This is a genomic window from Streptomyces pseudoechinosporeus, assembly GCF_054783935.1.
The window spans coordinates 59,626-77,398 of record NZ_BAAGPS010000013.1; the positions used below are offsets into that span (position 1 = coordinate 59,626).

Consider the following 17,773-nt stretch of genomic DNA (forward strand, 5'->3'; position numbering starts at 1 on the left):
TTCACCGTCCCGCCAGACGGGGAGAATTTACACTACTACCCACTTAACAAGTCGAATGACGCATTTGCCCGTATCATCTCACCCGCGATGGTCAGGGAGACCGCAGCCCGGCCGGCCACGCATCCCGTGCACGTACTCCGCCACGCCGGAAGAGACGCGGGCTCCAACGCAGGTCTGGCTGGGAACGGGTACGGCCACCGCGTGATCACCGCACTGAGAGTATTGACCCCCGTTACGCCGTCAGGCGAGCGATCGCCTCGGCCACCGTCAGCTCCTCGCGTTCCCCGGTGCGGCGGTCCTTGAGCTCAAGGACGCCCTCGGCCGAGCGGCGGCCGGCCACCAGGATCTGGGGGACGCCGATCAGTTCGGAGTCCGTGAACTTGACGCCCGGTGAGACGCCGGCGCGGTCGTCCACCAGGACGCGTACGCCCGCCGCGCCCAGCTTCTCCGAGACGTCGAGGGCCAGTTCGGTCTGCAGGGCCTTGCCGGCGGCGACGACGTGCACGTCGGCCGGGGCGACCTCGCGAGGCCAGCACAGGCCCTGCGAGTCCGCCGACTGCTCGGCCAGCGCGGCCACCGCACGCGAGACACCGATGCCGTACGAGCCCATCGTCACGCGAACCGGCTTGCCGTTCTGGCCGAGGACATCGAGCTGGAAGGTGTCGGCGTACTTGCGGCCCAGCTGGAAGATGTGACCGATCTCGATGGCGCGGCCCATCTTGAGGCCGGTGCCGCAGACGGGGCAGGGGTCGCCCTCCTCGACAACGACCACGTCGAGGTAGTCGTCGACCTCGAAGTCCCGGCCGCAGACCACGTTGCGTGCGTGCTTGTCGGGCTTGTTGGCACCCGTGATCCAGGCCGTACCGGGCGCCACCCGCGGATCGGCGATGTAGCGGACCTTGTCCAGACCCTGCGGGCCGACGTAGCCGCGTACGAGATCCTCACGGCCCACGAAGTCCTCGGCCGTCACCAACTCCACCATCGCCGGGGCCAGATGCTCGCCCAGCTTGCCGAGGTCGACCTCGCGGTCGCCGGGGACGCCGACGGCGACGATCTCGCCGTCGACCTTGACGAGGAGGTTCTTGAGGGTGGCGGAGGCCGGCACGCCCAGGTGCTCGGCGAGGGTCTCGATGGTCGGGGTGTCGGGGGTGTCCAGCTCCTCGACCGGGCCGTGCTCGACGCCCTCGACCGGCGTGAGCGCGAAGGTGACCGCCTCCGTGTTGGCCGCGTAGTCGCAGGCCGGGCAGTCCACGAAGGTGTCCTCACCGGCCGCGGCAGGCGCCAGGAACTCCTCCGAGGCCGAGCCGCCCATCGCGCCGGAGACGGCCGAGACGATGCGGTAGTCCAGGCCCAGGCGCGCGAAGATCTTCTGGTACGCCTCGCGGTGCAGCCCGTACGACTCCACCAGGCCTTCGTCCGTGGTGTCGAAGGAGTACGAGTCCTTCATCTGGAACTCTCGGCCGCGCAGCACACCGGAGCGGGGACGGGCCTCGTCCCGGTACTTGGTCTGGATCTGGTAGAGGATCACCGGCAGATCCTTGTAGGACGAGCACTGGTCCTTGACGATCTGGGTGAAGATCTCCTCGTGCGTGGGGCCCAGCAGATAGTCGGCGCCCTTGCGGTCCTTGACGCGGAAGAGGAGATCGCCGTACTCGTCCCAGCGACCCGAGGCGTCGTAGGGCTCGCGCGGCAGCAGGGCGGGCAGCAGAACCTCCTGGCCGCCGATGGCGTCCATCTCCTCGCGCACCACACGCGCTACGTTCTCGAGGACCTTCTTGCCCAGCGGCAGCCAGGTCCAGATACCGGCTGACGTGCGGCGCACGTAACCGGCGCGGACGAGCAGCTTGTGGCTGAGCGTCTCGGCGTCCGCCGGGTCGTCGCGCAGTGTCTTGACCATCAACCGGGACATGCGCTGGACCTGGGCCATGATTCTTAACTCCTGCTGATGGGGGTCCCCCCGCTCGAGCGCAGTCGAGAGTGGGGGAGGGTGATGGCTAGGAGGTTAGCCGGGCGGTACCGGGCGGTGGAAATCGGTTGGCGCCCCGGCACCTACCGCCTGCGGCGGAGGGGAAGGTGGGCGCCCATCACCGCGTACGGCTTCGGGGCGCTGGGGAACAGGACGTTGCGGGCCAGGTCCTCGTAGCCGAGTGAGTGGTAGAGGCCACGGGCCGGGCTGTCCTTGTCGATGGCCGAGAGGATCGAGCGGGGCTGGGTGGCGGCGTCCGTGATGGTGGTGATCAGGGCGCGACCGATGCCACGGTTCTGGTAGTGCGGGTGGACGTGCAGCTCGGTGATCACGAAGGAGTCGTCGAGCCAGGCGTCGTGGCCCTGGCTGCGCAGATAGGGCTCGACGACGGTGGACCACCAGTGCGCACGGTCGTTGGGCATGCCGTAGACGAAGCCGACGAGTCGGCCGCCGGGGGTGGTGGCGCCGAGTGCGCGGGCGCCGGGGTAGGTGAGATGCCGCAGCACAATCTGCCGCCGTACGGCGATCTCGTCCGCGCCGAGCCCGAAGGCAACGGCCTGCACAGCGAGCGCCTCGTCGATCCGCGCGGCCAGATCCAGCGGGCCGATGACGACGTCGTCGGGCGTACGGGGGCCCTGACCGGGGATGCGAAGCATGCCCGGAGACTACCTGTGCGCTCCGCTGGGTTGCGCCGGGGACTGGGGTTGTTTGTTGACTGCGGGTTCGTCGTGGCTGGTCGCGCCCGCGCGGCGGAGCCGCAAATGTCACAGCCCCGCGCCCCTGAAGGGGCTGCGCCCCTTACAGGGCGCGGCCCATCAGAACAGCACGCTCATGAACGCGCCGATCTCCTTGAAGCCGACCCTGCGGTACGTCGCCCGCGCCGCCGTGTTGAAGTCGTTGACGTACAGGCTGACGACCGGGGCCACGTCCGCGAGGGCGTAGCGCAGGACGGCTGCCATGCCAGGGGCCGCGATGCCCTGGCCGCGGTACTCGGGGGCCACCCAGACGCCCTGTATCTGGCAGGCCTGCGGGGTCGCGGCGCCGATCTCCGCCTTGAAGATCACCCGGCCGTCCGGGCCGAGGCGGGCGAACGAGCGCCCGGAGCCGACGAGTTCGGCGACCCGGGCCTGGTAGAGGAGCCCGCCGTCACCAGCGAGCGGCGAGACGCCGACCTCCTCGGTGAACATCGCCACGCAGGCGGGCAGGATCGTTTCCATCTCGTCCTTGCGGATGCGGCGGACGTACGGATCCGGGGCTATGTCGGAGGGCACCCGGTTGGTGACCATCAGGGGCTGTTGGGGGCGGACCTCGCGGGCGGGGCCCCAGTTCGGCTCGAGGAGCCGCCACAGCTGGGCGGTGGCCTCGGCCGGGCCGACTATGGAGGAGCAGCGGCGGCCCGCACGACGGGCCCGGTCCGCGAAGGCGCGTACGGCGCGAGGGGTGGCACAGATCGGGACCAGGTTGGCGCCCGCGTAACAGAGGGACGTCAGCATGCCGTCCTCGTACCAGCCCCACATCTCGCCGCCGAGCCGCCACGGGTCGAGGCCCGCGATCTGCACCCGGGAGGTCACGAAGGCGTTCACGACCGGCTCGCGGTCGAGGACGGCGAGCGCGGCGTCCAGGTCACTCGGTTCGAGGACCCTGGTGGTGGTCTGCGTCAACACGTGCGGGGGCCTCACCCTGGGATCTGCTGATTCCCCGCACTGTACCTGGCGAATATTGGCGACGCCGCCCGATGTCGGAGCCCTCCGGGCGGCGCTGGGGACGCGGGGGTCAGCCGTGGCTCCGGGGGGCCGGCATGACCCACCTGGGTTCAGGGGCTGGGACGGAGCCCCGGTAGACGGCACTCGGTAGGGACGGCGGGGGCGAATCAAACCCACGCCCAGCCGCCCTCACCCCGTCAGCCGGCCACCGAAACCGAAGGCTCGCCGGAGGCGATTCCAGCTGCCTCCATCTGCTCGGCGATCTTCATCGCCTCCTCGATCAGGGTCTCCACGATCTTCGACTCGGGCACCGTCTTGATGACCTCGCCCTTAACGAAGATCTGTCCCTTGCCGTTTCCGGAGGCGACGCCGAGGTCGGCCTCGCGGGCCTCACCCGGCCCGTTCACGACGCAGCCCATGACCGCGACGCGCAGCGGGACCTCCATGCCGTCCAGACCGGCGGTGACCTCTTCAGCCAGCTTGTACACATCAACTTGGGCACGCCCGCAGGATGGGCAGGAGACGATCTCCAAGCGCCGCTGCTTGAGGTTCAGCGACTCCAGGATCTGCATGCCGACCTTGATCTCCTCGGCCGGCGGCGCCGAGAGCGAGACGCGGATCGTGTCGCCGATGCCCTCAGAGAGCAGCGCGCCGAAGGCGACAGCCGACTTGATGGTCCCCTGGAAGGCGGGACCGGCCTCCGTGACTCCGAGGTGCAGCGGGTAGTCGCAGGCGGCGGCCAGCTGGCGGTACGCGTTGACCATGACCACCGGGTCGTTGTGCTTCACCGAGATCTTGATGTCCCGGAAGTCGTGCTCCTCGAAGAGCGAAGCCTCCCAGAGCGCCGACTCGACGAGCGCCTCGGGCGTGGCCTTGCCGTACTTCTGGAGGAGCCTGCGGTCCAGCGAGCCCGCGTTGACGCCGATCCGGATCGGCGTGCCGGTGTCCTTGGCGGCCCGCGCGATCTCCTTGACCTGGTCGTCGAACTGCTTGATGTTGCCCGGGTTCACGCGCACCGCCGCACAGCCGGCGTTGATCGCGGCGAACACGTACTTCGGCTGGAAGTGGATGTCGGCGATGACCGGGATCTGCGACTTGCGGGCGATGGTGGCGAGCGCGTCCGCATCGTCCTGCGTGGGGCAGGCGACGCGGACGATCTGGCAGCCGGACGCGGTCAGCTCGGCGATCTGCTGGAGCGTGGCGCCGATGTCCGACGTACGCGTCGTCGTCATCGACTGCACCGACACGGGTGCGTCTCCGCCCACGGCCACGGTTCCGACCTGGATCTGCCGGCTCTTCCGGCGCTCGGCGAGCTTGGTCGGAACGTCCGGCATGCCGAGTGAAATCGCAGTCATCTGCTGTGCAACCCCAAATTATGGATCAAGGTCCGGTCCCGGATCAGCCGGCTCCAGGCTTCGAGATTACGGCACGGACACGGGTCGGAGTACACGGCATCCTGGAGGTCCACCCGAGGGCACCCACTGGCAGGGCGCCGGGCACAGCGCGCAATCCGGGCGGACATGCTCTCCGGTTGCTCCTCTTGCCCGGCCGACCGCAGAGCGTTCAGCAGACCCTTTCGGCGTCCAGGCCTGTGCGGATCGCCAGGGGTGGGGCACCACGCTCGAAGACGGGCGTCCCCTCCCCCTTCTCGTTGAGCAACCTCATGATGTCCACCCACACGCCGCTCTCAAGCCAAGCCCGCTGCCTCGTACGTACCTTCACCCACTCACCGAATCTCTCCGGCAGGTCCGACCAAAGGATGCCGGTGCGCAGGCGGTGCAGCATTCCCGTGAAGGCTGTCCGCAGGTCGAGAGGTGACCGAAAGTGGTGACCGGAATACCGAGAGCGGAGCAGTTGCTCAATGCGTTCCCACTGACCGTCGGTGGGGTCTGGCGGGACCGGAGTGCCCGTGCGCTGATGCCACTGCATCGTGGAGCACCTGGTCCCCTCTCGGTAGCGGAACGCAGGGTCCGTGATCTCGACTCTCACATCGGTCAGCTCGACCATACGGCGCTGTTCACGTGGAGAGAGGGCCCGGATATCCGGGGTGGCGGATGCCAAGACAGCTCGCAGCCGGGCGTCCCGGTTCTCAAGTTCCTCAAGCTCGTGCAGCCAGTCCCGCGCCTGCGCCACGATCCGGCCGAACGCTTCCAGGTCCGAGTCGCGTTGACGAACCGCAGCCGCGACGACATGGTCTCGCGTGGCTCGATTCCGCAGATCTTCGAGGTCCTCTCTACACCGCGCCATGAGCCGGTCCAGCGACCTCACTCGTTCGATGTGCCCGATCAGCATCGTCGACGCCTCAGAGGAAGCCGGCAGAGCCGGCCTGTCCTTCGGTGACATCGAGGCCAGCAAAGCATTGACCCGCCTCGCCACTTGGTCCTCCACGAACTCGGCCGGAAGGAAGACACATCCGCAGGAGACGGCTCCCTGCATTCCCGAGCATCGGTACGTACGAAGCCCGTCCTTGCCGCGGGAGAAACCGACGTAAGGCAGTCCGCATGGCCCGTGGATACGCCCGGTGAGCGGGTACTCCGCGTTGGGATTCTGGCGCGTTCTGCTCAGCCCGGCCAACGTGTCCTGGAAGGACTTGATCCGATCAGCCGTGAGGATCGGAGGCAGCAGGATCACCACACTGTCGCCGTACAGCGGGCGGCCGTCCTCGCCGAGACGAGTGCAGTGGCCGCCCCACTGCCGATCAGGACGACGAAAGACCGCCTCTTCAAGAAATGTCGCGCTCTTCAACCGGCGGCTGAGATTCGCAGGCGACCAACGCTTGCCGCTCCGGGTGAGGATGCCTCGATCGTTCAGCTCCTCCGTGAGCTTCTTGAGGTTGTATCCCCCGTCGATCACAAGGTCAGCGATGAGCCTCACGACACTCGCCTCATCCGGATCCACTTCGAGCATCGATCCGAAAGATCCCTTGCCGCTGAGTCGATAGCCGTACGGGGCCGGGCCGCCCGGCCATCCCCCGTCGACCGCCTTCATCTGCCGGCCCGCCTGGGTACGGGCGACAATACGCCGGTAGTCCGCCTCCACGTCCTGCGCCAGGCGGTCGACCGTGAGCCACTGCTCGACGCCCGGCTCACCGAGAGGTTCGGTGCAGCACTCCACTCGGGCACCGGCGTCCTCGACCTGCCAGATGCAACGCCAGATGGCAGCCTCTGTCCGCCCCAGACGGTCGAGGCGATGAACCAAGACGAGGTTCACCCGCCCTGCGGTGATGTCCCCGAGCAGTACATCGAATCCAGGACGCGAGTGGGTCGAGCCCGATTCGCCGATGTCCTGCCGACATCCCGCAAGACGCCACGTCGGCCGCTGTTCCACGAATGCATGGATTGCCTGCTCCTGAGCGGGAATCCCGTACCTACGCCTCTGTTCGGCGGTCGAGACCCGCACGTAGGCGGCGACATCAACTGTCTCCGAGTCCCCATCCTTGTCCTCTGCGCGCGGCACTGTACCTTGCTGCATGTCAGTCCTCTCGAGACTGGCCAGACCCCAGGGTGTTTGCGCACCGCTGGGGTCACCCATGAACAGAAGGAACGTACGAAAATCGCGGCTTTGACGCATGAACAAGCCCCGCCATTCACTCGTCCGAGTTATCGAGTGAATGGCGGGGCACTGACATTGACGGGGAGCGGGCCGCCGTTTGGGTCAGCTGATGCGCACCGGGTTGACGACGTCCGCGACCAGGACGAGCAGGGTGAAGCAGATAAAAATACCGGCCACCACATAAGCCACCGGCATCAGCTTCGCCACATCGAACGGCCCCGGGTCGGGCCTCCTGAACACCTTCGCCACATTCCGCCGCAGCGATTCCCACAGGGCGCCGGCGATGTGCCCGCCGTCGAGTGGCAGCAGCGGGAGCATGTTGAACAGGAAGAGGGAGAGGTTGAAGCCCGCGACGAGGAACAGCATCATCGCGATCTGGTTCTCCGGGGGGATGTCGAGGGTGAAGACCTCGCCGCCTACGCGGGCCGCGCCGACCACGCCCATCGGGGAGTCGTCCTCGCGCGGGCCGTCGCCGAACGCCGCGTCCCACAGGGCGGGGACCTTGGACGGGAGGGCGATCAGCGATTCGACGCCGTTCTCCATCATGTCGCCCATGCGGTCCACGGACTGGCCGAAGGACTGCTGGACGATGCCGGAGGCGGGGGTGAAGCCGAGGAAGCCGGCGTACACGTACTCGCCCTCGACATAGCCGCCGCTGCCGTCGCTCTTGCTGACCTGGTTGCGGATCAGGTGGGTCTGCAGGTCGACCCGCTCGCCCTTGCGCTCGACGGTGATCGTGACGTCCTTGCCGGGGTTGGCGCGGATGTCGTTCTGGAGGGTGGACCAGTCCTCGACGCGTGTGCCGTTGAACGCGATGATCTTGTCGCCCGCTTCGAGGCCGGCGGCCTTGGCGGGTGCGGCCTGGTCGCCCTTCGCGCACTTGGTGCGGTTCTCGCTCTGCTGGATGACGCAGTCGGAGACCTTGCCGACCGTGGTGGTCTGGGTCTGGACGCCGAAGGTCATCATCACGCCGAGGAAGATCGCGACGGCCAGGATCAGGTTCATGAAGGGGCCGGCGAACATCACGATCACGCGCTTCCAAGGCTTGCGCGTGTAGAAGAGGCGGTTTTCGTCGCCGGGCTGCAGCTCCTCGAAGGACTGCGCGCGGGCGTCCTCGATCATGCCGCGCCACGGCGAGGTGGAGCGGGCCTCGAGCCTGCCGTCCGGGCCGGGCGGGAACATGCCGATCATGCGGATATAGCCGCCGAGGGGAATCGCCTTGACGCCGTACTCGGTGTCACCCTTCTTCCGCGACCAGATGGTCGGGCCGAAACCGACCATGTACTGCGGTACGCGGACGCCGAAGAGCTTGGCCGTGGAGAGATGCCCCAGCTCGTGCCAGGCGATCGAGAAGAGCAGGCCGATCACGAAGACGACTATGCCGAGGATCGTCATCAGGGTCGTCATGCACGGACCTCCGCCGTCGTCGTCTGCACTGTCTGGTCCCCCTGGTTCGTCAGTTCGCGGGCCCGGGCGCGTGCCCAGGTCTCCGCTTCGAGGACGTCCGCGACGGTGAGTGAGGTTCCCGTACGGGGCGTGCCGTGCTCCCCGACCACCTTCGTCACGGTGTCCATGATCCCGTTGAAGGGCAGGGCGCCGTTCAGGAACGCGTCCACGCACTCTTCGTTCGCCGCATTGAACACGGCCGGGGCCGTGCCCGCGAGTTCCCCCACATGCCGGGCGAGGCCCACCGACGGAAACGCGTCGTTGTCGAGCGGGAAGAACTCCCAGCTCGACGCCTTCGACCAGTCGAAGGCGGGCGCGGCGTCAGGGACGCGCTCGGGCCAGCCGAGCCCGATGGCGATCGGCCCGCGCATATCGGGGGGCGTCGCCTGGGCGATCGTCGATCCGTCCGTGAACTCCACCATCGAGTGGACATACGACTGGGGGTGCACGACCACCTCAATCCGCTCGAAGGGAATGTCGTAGAGGAGGTGCGCCTCGATGACTTCGAGCCCCTTGTTGACGAGGGTCGCGGAGTTGATGGTGATGACGGGACCCATGGCCCAGGTGGGGTGCGCGAGGGCGTCGGCCGGGGTGACGTCCGCGAGTTCCTCCTCCGTACGTCCTCGGAACGGGCCTCCGGAGGCGGTGACGACGAGCTTGCGTACATCCGCTCTGGTGCCCGAGGCGAGCGCCTGGAACAGGGCCGCGTGCTCGGAGTCGACCGGGATGATCTGCCCCGGCTTGGCGAGCGCCTTGACCAGCGGGCCGCCGACGATGAGCGACTCCTTGTTGGCGAGCGCGAGGGTGCGGCCCGCTTCGAGCGCGGCGAGGGTGGGCGCGAGGCCGATCGACCCGGTGATGCCGTTGAGCACGGTGTGACACTCGGACGCGGCGAGCTGCGTGGCCGCGTCCGCTCCGGCGAGGATCTCGGGCAGCGGCTCGCCGCTCCCGTACCGCTCGCGCAGGGCCTCCCTCAGCGCCGGTACGACGTCCTCCCGGGCGACCGCGACGGTACGCACCCGAAGCCGCCACGCCTGCTCCGCCAGCAGCGCCACCCTCCCGCCCGCCGCGGAGAGCCCGCTCACCCGAAACCTGTCGGGGTTGCGTTCCACAAGGTCGATGGCCTGCGTACCGATCGACCCGGTGGCTCCCAGGATCACCACGTCCCGGGGCCCGTCTGAGGCCACGGGATCGAAGACGAGATGCGGATCAGCGAGGGGCGCTGGACTGTCGCTCATCCCTCCATTGTGGCCGCACCGAGTCACTGACCGGACAGGGTGTCCCCTTCGTGGGCCTCTTACCTCCATGTGTCACAAGACAAAGTCATATCGCCGCTTGTGAAGCTCACGTGAAGAAAGCGTGATATCCCTTCTCTCCTGACACTGGACGACACCCAGGGGGGGATCTCCATGCGAATACGCGCTGCCCTGCCCGCGCTCATCGGCGCCGTGGCTCTGACCGGCACGTTTCTCAGCACTCCGGCGCAGGCCGCCGGACGCGTCTACATCTACCAGGTCTACTACGACAGCCCGGGCTCGGACAGAGGCTCGAACACGAGCCTGAACGCCGAGTGGGTGCGGATCAAGAACTCGACGTCGTCGACGGTCACGCTGAAGAACTGGAAGATCAAGGACAAGACCGGCTACACGTACACCTTCGGCAACGTGACGATCGGCCCCGGCAAGACCAAGAAGGTGCACACGGGCAAGGGCACCAACACCGCGTACGACAAGTACTGGGGCCGCTCCTGGTACGTCTGGAACAACACCGGCGACACCGCCTATCTCTACAAGCCCAGCGGGGCCAAGGCCGACGACTGCACATGGGGGTCGAGCGGCGACTACCGGTACTGCTGAACCGCGCTGGACCGCCGCTGCCGTCGGCGTGAGCCGTTACTTGCGCCGGCGGCGGTTCTTCGACCTGTTGGACTTGGTCGACTTCTTGGTGGGGCGCCGGGCCGGGGCAGGCTTCGTACCGGTGATCGCTTCCTTCGAAGGCGAACCCGCGGCCGAAGCAGCAGCCTTCGAAGGTGCCGGTGCCGCGTCGGACCGGCTGAAGTCCCCCTCGACCACACCTTCCGCCGTGTCCAGCGTGGGTGCGCTGAAGTGGAGATCTTCGTCCCGCCGGCCGGGTTCCAGGGTCTCCTGGCCGTCGCGGGCCTTGCCCGAGGCGTCGAGGTTGAAGACGTAGCCGACGGACTCCTCCTTGATGGCCTCCGTCATCGCGGCGTACATGTCGTAGCCTTCGCGCTCGTACTCGATGATCGGCTCGCGGCCCAGCGTCCAGCGCAGGCCGATGCCGTCGCGGAGGTAGTCCATCTCGTAGAGGTGCTCGCGCCACTTGCGGTCGAGGACCGAGAGGACGACGAGGCGTTCCAGGTCGCGGAGGGCGTCGGAGCCGAGTTCGGCCTCGCGCTCCTCGTAGCGGGCGTGGATGTCCTCGGTGATCGTCTCGATCAGGTCGTCGGCGGTGAGGTTCGCGCGCCCGCCGGCCCCGTCCTCCATGTCCTCGATGGTGACCTTGATCGGGTAGAGCTGTTTGAAGGCGCCCCACAGCCGCTCCAGGTTCCACTCCTCGGGGAAGCCCTCGGCGGTCTCCTCGGTGATGTACGCGCGGATGGTGTCGTCCATGAAGTGGATGATCTGCTCGCGCAGGTTCTCGCCGGCGAGGACTCGGCGGCGTTCGTCGTAGATCAGCGTGCGCTGCCGGTTGAGCACCTCGTCGAACTTCAGGACGTCCTTGCGGGACTCGAAGTACTGCTGCTCGAGCTGGGACTGGGCGGAGGCGATGGCGCGCGTGACCATCTTGTTCTCGATGGGGACGTCGTCGGGGACGTTCGCCATGGCCATCACGCGGTCGACGACCTGGGCCCGGAACAGCCGCATCAGGTCGTCTTCCAGGGCGAGGTAGAAGCGGGAGGCGCCGGGGTCGCCCTGCCGGCCGGCCCGTCCACGCAGCTGGTTGTCGATACGCCGGGATTCGTGGCGTTCGGTGCCGAGGACGTAGAGCCCGCCGAGATCGATCACCTCGTCGTGCTCGGCTGCGACGGACGCCGTCATCCGGTCGAGCGCGGCGCGGTACTCCTCCGGGTTGTCCTCCGGAGTGAGCCCCCGCCCGGCCAGTTCCGCGCGCGCCATCGCCTCGGGGTTGCCGCCGAGCATGATGTCGGTGCCGCGGCCCGCCATGTTCGTGGCCACGGTGACCGCGCCCTTGCGGCCGGCCTGGGCGACGATCTGTGCCTCGCGCTGGTGGTTCTTGGCGTTGAGCACCTCGTGCCGGATGCCCCGCCTCTTCAGCTGCGCGGACAGCAGCTCGGACTTCTCGACGGACGTGGTGCCCACCAGGATCGGCTGGCCCTTCGCGTGCCGCTCGGCGATGTCGTCGACGATCGCCCCGAATTTCGCGCCCTCGGTGCGGTAGATCTGGTCGGCGTCGTCCGCGCGGATCATCGGCCGGTTCGTGGGGATCGGCACCACGTGCAGCTTGTAGATCTGGTGGAACTCGGCGGCCTCGGTCATCGCCGTACCGGTCATCCCGGCGAGCTTGTCGTACAGCCGGAAGAAGTTCTGCAGGGTGATCGTCGCGAGGGTCTGGTTCTCGTCCTTGACGGTCACACCCTCCTTGGCCTCGATCGCCTGGTGCAGGCCCTCGTTGTAGCGACGGCCTGCGAGGATGCGGCCGGTGTGCTCGTCGACGATGAGGACCTCGCCGTCGATGACCACGTAGTCCTTGTCCTTCCTGAAGTGCTCCTTGGCCTTGAGGGCGTTGTTCAGGTGACCGATGAGGGGCGTGTGGTCGGACTCGTAGAGGCTCTCGATACCGAGCTGGTCCTGGAGGTACTCGACCCCGCTGTCCAGGATCGCCACCGTGCGCTTCTTCGGGTCGTACTCGTAGTCGTGCGTGGCCCGCAGCCCCACGAGGCGTTCCTTGTCCATCGGAGAGGTGAAGTGCTCGTCCTGGATGGAGACGCCCCTCATCCGCGTGACCATCTTGGCGAACGCCTCGTACCAGTGCGTCGGCTGGTCGGCCGGACCGGAGATGATCAGCGGCGTACGGGCCTCGTCGATGAGGATCGAGTCGGCCTCGTCGACGATCGCGAAGTGGTGGCCGCGCTGCACGAGTTCGTTCTGCGACCAGGCCATGTTGTCGCGCAGGTAGTCGAAGCCGAACTCGGTGTTGGTGCCGTAGGTGATGTCGCAGGCGTACTGCTCGCGCCGCTCGGCCGGTGTCGACTGCGACTTGATGACGCCGACGGTCATGCCCAGGAAGCGGTAGGCCCGGCCCATCCACTCGGCGTCGCGCTGGGCGAGGTAGTCGTTCACCGTGACGAGGTGGACGCCCTTGCCGGTCAGGGCGTTCAGATAGACGGGCAGGGTCGCGACGAGGGTCTTGCCCTCGCCGGTGTGCATTTCGGCGATATTGCCGAAGTGGAGTGCCGCGCCGCCCATGATCTGTACGTCGAAATGACGCATTCCGAGTGTGCGCCGGGAGGCCTCGCGCATCGCGGCGAAGGCTTCGGGCAGCAGATCGTCGAGGCTTTCGCCGTCGGCGAGGCGTTTTTTGAACTCCGGGGTGAGATCCCGTAGTTCGTCGTCGGTCATCCCCTCGAATTCCTCTTCCAGAGAATTGACCTGTTCGGCGATGCGCTGCAGCCTGCGCAGCATGCGTCCCTCGCCGGCCCGCATGATCCGGCCGGTGATGCGCTCGAGAGTGGCCACTGGAATTCCCCCTCGGCCCGGTGGGGGCGTCGACGTCCCCGAGGTCGATTCTGTGTCGCTCGCCTTAGGCGCGGCAAGCAACAGAATGACCACGGGGACGCCAGTGCATTCCTGGGGAAAAGGTCAGCGAATGGGGCGGTGGACGTTGTCCCGTTTCGCCGGCCCGGGCGTCGCGTCCGCGATCCAGACGCCGTCACCGGAGGGGTCGATGACGCCCTCCTCCAGCCAGGTGTACGTACCGCCGAGGACGCCCTTGACCACCTTGCGGTCGAGGTCGTCGGTGTTGGTCCACAGCCGGTCGAAGAGTTCCTCGACACGGATACGGGCCTGACGGCAGAAGGCATCGGCCAGCTGGTAGGCCTCGCGGCCGTGGTCCCCGGTGGAGCGCAGGAGTTCGGCGCGTACGCAGGCCGCGCTCATCGCGAACAGTTCGGCGCCGATGTCGACGATCCGGCCGAGGAAGCTCTGCTTGGTCTCCATCCGGCCCTGCCAGCGCGACATGGCGTAGAAGGTGGACCGGGCGAGCTTGCGGGCGGACCGCTCCACGTAACGGAGGTGGCCGGAGAGGTCGAGGTGGCCTGCCGGGTGGAAGTCGGCGTACGAGCGCGGGAGTTGACCGGGTCCCGCGACCAGCTTCGGCAGCCACTTGGCGTAGAACACACCGGCGTTCGCGCCCGCCTTCGCCTTGTCCTGGAGGGACTTCTCCGGGTCGATGAGGTCGCCCGCGACCTTCAGATGGGCGTCGACGGCCTCGCGTGCGATCAGCAGGTGCATGATCTCGGTCGAGCCCTCGAAGATGCGGTTGATGCGCAGGTCGCGCAGGATCTGCTCGGCCGGGACGGCGCGTTCGCCGCGGGCCGCGAGGGACTCGGCGGTCTCGAAGCCGCGTCCGCCGCGGATCTGGACCAGCTCGTCCGCCATCAGCCAGGCCATCTCGGAGCCGTACAGCTTCGCCAGAGCCGCCTCGATACGGATGTCGTTGCGGTCCTCGTCGGCCATCTGCGAGGACAGGTCGAGTACGGCCTCCAGGGCGAAGGTCGTCGCCGCGATGAAGGAGATCTTCGAGCCCACGGCCTCGTGGAAGGCCACCGGCTTGCCCCACTGCTCACGCGCGGCGGACCATTCGCGGGCGATCTTCAGACACCACTTGCCCGCGCCCACGCACATGGCGGGCAGGGACAGCCGCCCGGTGTTCAGCGTCGTCAGCGCGATCTTGAGGCCCGCGCCCTCCGGGCCGATGCGGTTGGCCGCCGGGACGCGGACCTGGTGGAAGCGCGTGACGCCGTTCTCCAGGCCGCGCAGGCCCATGAAGGCGTTGCGGTTCTCGACGGTGACGCCCTCCGAGGCGGACTCCACGACAAAGGCGGTGATGCCGCCCTTGTGGCCCTCGGACTTCGGCACCCGCGCCATGACGACGAGGAGGTCCGCGACGACGCCGTTGGTCGTCCAGAGCTTCACGCCGTCGAGGATGTACGAGTCGCCGTCCGGGACCGCGGTGGTGGCGAGCCGTGCCGGGTCGGAGCCCACGTCCGGCTCGGTCAGCAGGAAGGCCGAGATGTCGGTACGGGCGCAGCGCGGCAGGAAGGTGTCCTTCTGCTCCTGCGTACCGAAGAGCTTCAGCGGCTGCGGTACGCCGATCGACTGATGCGCGGAGAGCAGCGCGCCGACCGCCGGGTTCGCGGAGCCCACCAGAGCGAGCGCCTTGTTGTAGTACACCTGGGTGAGGCCGAGGCCGCCGTACTTGGTGTCGATCTTCATGCCGAGGGCGCCGAGCTCCTTGAGCCCGTTGATCGTCTCGTCCGGGATCTGCGCTTCGCGCTCGATCCGCGCACCGTCGATCTTCGTCTCGCAGAAGTCACGCAGCTTGGCGAGGAACTCCTCGCCGCGCTGCGCGTCCTCGTCGGCGGGCATGGGGTGCGGATGGATCAGATCGAGCCGGAAGCGGCCGAGGAACAGCTCCTTGGCGAAGCTGGGCTTGCGCCAGTCCTGCTCACGTGCGGCCTCCGCCACCTGGCGCGCCTCGCGCTCGGTGACGGCGGGCTTCTTGGTTGGTGCGGACATGAGGGGCTTCACCTCGCCGCGAGTCGGGATCTTCGGAACAGTTGGTTACTGGCCGGTGCTACTCGATCGTATGTACCCGATTCCGGGCAACCTCACCAGTCCTCGCGCACCGTTCCACCGGATGAGCCCCTCCGTACGAGCTCCGGTTTCAGCCGACGTCCACCGAGAACGCCTTGGTGTCGAGGCGGCCCGAGCCGCGGAAGACCTCGGTACCGGCCTCGATGCCGGAGACGTACTTGTCGTTGCTCAGCAGCTTGCGCCGTACGAGTGCCTGGGTGAAGTCGTCGAGATTGAGGGTGGCCTTGGTCGTGTTGGCGACCCGGACGAAGGAGTGCACCTTCCAGCCGATGTCGCCCTCGTAGATGTCCCACATGGCGCCGCCGAGGCTGACCCGGCCCACCTTCGAGCCGAGCGGTCCGGCGCCGCCCTGACGGTTGAGCCACACCATGATCTCGTCGGTCGGCTGGTCCTGCCAGTCGGCGGTGTTCTTGCTGTGCAGCCACAGGTCGTACGCCACGTTCATGGTGCCGGGACTGGAACTGACCGAGAACTCCCAGCTCGTGTTGACGCGCTTGCGGTCGCCGACTCTGATGGGCAGCTCGGTGGACGCCTTGTCCACCTTCCAGCCCCAGTGCCAGCCGAGCACGGTGCTGGAGTAGGACTTCACGGCGTTTTCCTTGCCGGGCTTGCTGGTCCAGCTGTAGTCCGTGCCCCACGAAATGGTGTTCCCGGAACGGGAGTTGTCCCAGACGCACTGGTTGCCGGTGCCGTCGTCCTGGCCCCAGAGGTTGTTGTTGACGTAGTACTTGCCCATCGTGATCGTGTCGAAGGCCGCACACTTCTTGGCCTCCTCACCGGCCATCGCAACGGTGACGGACGCACCGGCCGCGAGAGCGGTGACGGCAGCGGCGGCGATCTTCGCCCTGCGGGAGAGGCGGGGGCGTCTGTGCTGCATGGGAGGTCCTTCCGGGGACGATCACTTACGTCCCCTTAGTCACCGCCGCGCTCCGAAAGGTTGCCGCGCAAGCTCAGCCTCGCCGGACAACGCTCAACTCAGCGGGAAGGCTCTGAGGGACGTCCCGCGCAGGACGTACAACCGCTCGTCGTCGGCCAGCAGTTGCAGGGAACCGTTCGCGCGCTCCACCGACTTGAGGGTCCAAGCGGTTCTGTGGGTGCGGCGGTCGATCGCGACGGCGTCCGTGCCGAGTTCGTACGGGGTCGGGAAGACGAGGTCTCCGGCGAGCAGGGGCGGGCGCGCAGGGGGTGATTCGAGGAGCACCGTGGACTGCCACCGCCAGCGCTGCTTTCGCCGGTCGCGCTCGACGGCCCACAACTCCCGTCCCATCAGCGTGAGATAGAGCGTCGCGCCGTCGATCGCGGCCTCGCCCCACAGCACGCGCCCGGCGAATTCCTCTCCTGTCTCCTCGGGGTCGAAGCTCCAGCGCGTGCGGCCGGTGCGCAGGTCGAGGCAGAGTGCGCCCCGGCCGGAGACGACGACCGTGTCGTCGGAGACGGCCACGGCCCGCTCGGTCGCGCCGGTGTGGTCCAGGACCTCCACGGCCTCCAGGCTCAGCGCCCGCCGCCACACCTGCTCGCCGTCGGCGGCGCGGTAGGCGGTGACCGCGTCGTTGTCGAGCAGGACGAACAGATCGCGCGCGGCGCCCGCGGCGGCCGTCTTCGCCCTGGCCCGGGTGAGCTCCTTGCGCCAGAGCACGCGCCGCGCCTCGATGTCGTAGGCGACCACGAGGCGGTCGGTGTCCTCGAGTTCGTCCTTGTAGGTAGAGCCGGGCGCGTGGCCCACGACGTAGACGATGCTGCCGTGGGCCGCGCACACCGGCTGCTGGATCAGGGCGAGGTTCAGACCGAGCGGCTCGGTCTGCCAGATGCGGCCGTCCGAGGGCTGCACGACCGCCAGCCGCCTGCTGTCGTCCCGGGTGGCGAGCACGACGGCCCCGGCGCAGCGCGTGAGGTAGGAGCCCATCTCGTCGCCCGCGGTCCAGAGCGGGGTGCCGCGCCTGGCGTCGACACCGTGCAGTCGGCCCGCGTCGCCGGGGACGACCAGGAGGCCGTCGGTGAGGACGGCGCGTTTGCCGAGTTTCTCGAAGTTGCCGCCGTGCTCCCACACGGGGTTGGGGGCGCCGTCGGGCGCCCGGGTGGTCGCCGGTGTGGGGGCGGCCTTGGCCGCTGGGGTGGTGCCGTCGTCTCGCGAGGTGAGCCACCAGGCCGTGCCCGCGACACCGGCCACGGCCGCCGCGGCGCCCCCGCCGATCAGGGCCCGGCGGGTGGCCCGGACCGGGTGCGGAGGCCGCTCGGCGGTGGCGCGGGGC

At 68.1% G+C, this 17,773-nt stretch carries 12 protein-coding genes; 1 reads left to right on the plus strand and 11 read right to left on the minus strand.

Going from position 1 to position 17,773, the window contains the following annotated elements; translation table 11 throughout:
• Nucleotides 1–232: 232 nt before the first annotated feature.
• The 7 genes from ACYVO6_RS20505 to dxr form a co-directional block, all read right to left on the minus strand.
• On the minus strand, nt 233–1,927 hold the full coding sequence (locus tag ACYVO6_RS20505) for a proline--tRNA ligase (RefSeq protein ID WP_461063094.1): 1,695 nt from the start codon (nt 1,925–1,927) through the stop codon (nt 233–235).
• Nucleotides 1,928–2,049: 122 nt separating this feature from the next.
• Nucleotides 2,050–2,622 (minus strand): GNAT family N-acetyltransferase, encoded by a 573-nt coding sequence (locus tag ACYVO6_RS20510; protein WP_461063096.1) that lies wholly within the window; start codon nt 2,620–2,622, stop codon nt 2,050–2,052.
• A 159-nt stretch (nt 2,623–2,781) separates the two neighbouring features.
• The gene (locus tag ACYVO6_RS20515; RefSeq protein WP_461063098.1) at nt 2,782–3,630 is read right to left on the minus strand and encodes a GNAT family N-acetyltransferase; all 849 of its coding nucleotides are present in this window, start codon (nt 3,628–3,630) and stop codon (nt 2,782–2,784) included.
• A gap of 236 nt (nt 3,631–3,866) precedes the next feature.
• A complete protein-coding gene (ispG, locus tag ACYVO6_RS20520) occupies nt 3,867–5,024 on the minus strand; it encodes a flavodoxin-dependent (E)-4-hydroxy-3-methylbut-2-enyl-diphosphate synthase (protein WP_461063100.1) in 1,158 nt (385 codons plus the stop codon).
• A gap of 208 nt (nt 5,025–5,232) precedes the next feature.
• Nucleotides 5,233–7,125, minus strand: a complete 1,893-nt coding sequence (locus tag ACYVO6_RS20525; RefSeq protein ID WP_461063102.1) for a recombinase family protein — start codon at nt 7,123–7,125, stop codon at nt 5,233–5,235.
• Nucleotides 7,126–7,323: 198 nt separating this feature from the next.
• Entirely contained in the window at nt 7,324–8,628 is a 1,305-nt protein-coding gene (locus ACYVO6_RS20530; RefSeq protein ID WP_461063104.1) for a M50 family metallopeptidase, read from the minus strand.
• Nucleotides 8,625–9,905, minus strand: a complete 1,281-nt coding sequence (gene dxr / locus ACYVO6_RS20535) for a 1-deoxy-D-xylulose-5-phosphate reductoisomerase (RefSeq protein WP_461063106.1) — start codon at nt 9,903–9,905, stop codon at nt 8,625–8,627. Before dxr ends, ACYVO6_RS20530 begins: the two co-directional genes overlap by 4 nt.
• A gap of 171 nt (nt 9,906–10,076) precedes the next feature.
• On the opposite strand from dxr, the gene ACYVO6_RS20540 reads away from it, so the two are divergent.
• Nucleotides 10,077–10,523, plus strand: a complete 447-nt coding sequence (locus ACYVO6_RS20540) for a lamin tail domain-containing protein (protein ID WP_461063108.1) — start codon at nt 10,077–10,079, stop codon at nt 10,521–10,523.
• Between the two features lie 36 nt (nt 10,524–10,559).
• Here the strand turns inward: ACYVO6_RS20540 and secA are convergent, their stop codons facing one another.
• The 4 genes from secA to ACYVO6_RS20560 form a co-directional block, all read right to left on the minus strand.
• Nucleotides 10,560–13,352, minus strand: coding sequence for a preprotein translocase subunit SecA (gene secA, locus ACYVO6_RS20545; RefSeq protein ID WP_461063122.1), 2,793 nt, complete (start codon nt 13,350–13,352; stop codon nt 10,560–10,562).
• A 156-nt stretch (nt 13,353–13,508) separates the two neighbouring features.
• Complete coding sequence (locus ACYVO6_RS20550) at nt 13,509–15,446, minus strand: acyl-CoA dehydrogenase family protein (protein WP_461063110.1); 1,938 nt, start codon at nt 15,444–15,446, stop codon at nt 13,509–13,511.
• 148 nt (nt 15,447–15,594) lie between these two features.
• Entirely contained in the window at nt 15,595–16,401 is an 807-nt protein-coding gene (locus ACYVO6_RS20555; protein WP_461063112.1) for a GH12 family glycosyl hydrolase domain-containing protein, read from the minus strand.
• Between the two features lie 93 nt (nt 16,402–16,494).
• Nucleotides 16,495–17,773, minus strand: a 1,279-nt coding sequence (locus tag ACYVO6_RS20560; protein WP_461063114.1) for an outer membrane protein assembly factor BamB family protein, incomplete at its 5' end; no start/stop codon positions are given.